The sequence below is a fragment of the Acidovorax delafieldii 2AN genome (genome assembly GCF_000175235.1).
GTDB lineage: Bacteria > Pseudomonadota > Gammaproteobacteria > Burkholderiales > Burkholderiaceae_C > Acidovorax > Acidovorax delafieldii_B.
In genome coordinates this window covers 1-1,147 of the sequence record NZ_ACQT01000527.1, presented here as the reverse complement: position 1 = coordinate 1,147, position 1,147 = coordinate 1, and the positions used below count along the sequence as shown (strand labels likewise).

At 67.2% G+C, this 1,147-nt stretch carries 1 protein-coding gene; it reads right to left on the bottom strand.

Annotation, left to right across the window (positions count from 1 at the left end):
- Positions 1-1,147: type II secretion system secretin GspD (gspD, locus tag ACDELDRAFT_RS22795; RefSeq protein WP_005801476.1), on the bottom strand; the 1,147-nt coding region annotated here is incomplete at both ends.

Genomic DNA, 1,147 nt, shown 5'->3' with positions numbered 1-1,147 from the left:
AACACGGCGCTGGGCGCCGGCTGCACGGTCTGCTGCATCGCACGGATGGCGTCGTAGCGGTCGATCATCAGCGCGTCGCTGGCGGCCGCATCGCGCACCACCACGGGGCGCAGGAACACCATCAGGTTGGTCTTCTTGCGCGAGCGGTTCTCGCTGCGGAACAGATTGCCTAGCAGAGGGATGTCGCCCATCAGGGGCACCTTGTCCTCGCCCTGCGAATAGCTGTCTTCGAGCAGGCCGCCAATCACGATGATGTTGCCGTCTTCCACCAGCACATTCGATTCGATGGAGCGCTTGCTCGTGGTGGGGCCGTTGGCGTTGGAGACCGTGGCCTCGTCAATCTTGGACACCTCCTGGTAGATCGCCAGCTTGACCGTGCCGTTCTCGTTGATCTGCGGGCGCACCTTGAGCATCAGGCCCACGTCCTTGCGCTCCACGGTGGTGAACGGGTTGACGGCGCCGCTGTTGCCCCCGGTGTTGGCGTACGAGCCCGTGACGAAGGGCACGTTGCTGCCGATGATGATCTTGGCCTCTTCGTTGTCCAGCGTCATCAGGTTGGGGGTGGAGAGCACGTTGGCGTCACCGCTGTTTTGCAGGAAGTTGGCCAGCGCGCCCAGGTAGTACTGGCCGTTCACGCGCGGCGCGAGCGCCACGTTCAGCCCGCCGCCCAGCTTGCCTGCGGCCGTTGCCGCAGCGGTGCCGCCCTGCGCGATGCCGGCGGCAAGCCCGATGATGTTGGCGCCCGCCAGGCCCGAGTTGGTGCCGATGGCGCCCACCATGCCGTCGCCCTTGCTGCCCAGCACGCTCTGCCACTGGATGCCGAACTCGGCCAGCTTGTTGGTGGACACCTCGACGATCAGGCTTTCGACCAGCACCTGTGCACGCCGGCCGTCGAGCTTGTCGATCACGGCGCGCAACTGCCGGTACTGCGGCTCGGGCGCCGAGATGATGAGCGAGTTGGTCGTCGGATCGGCCTGGATCTGCCCGCCGGTGGAGGGCTGGTTGGCGTTGGCACTGCTGCCCGATCCGCCGCTGCTCCCCATGCCCAACCCTCCGCCGCTGCTGCCCGATCCCAGGCCCGAACTGCTGCCCGTGGTGCCGCTGGCCGCGCTCAGCCCGGTGGTGGACGAGGTGGACAGGCCACCCG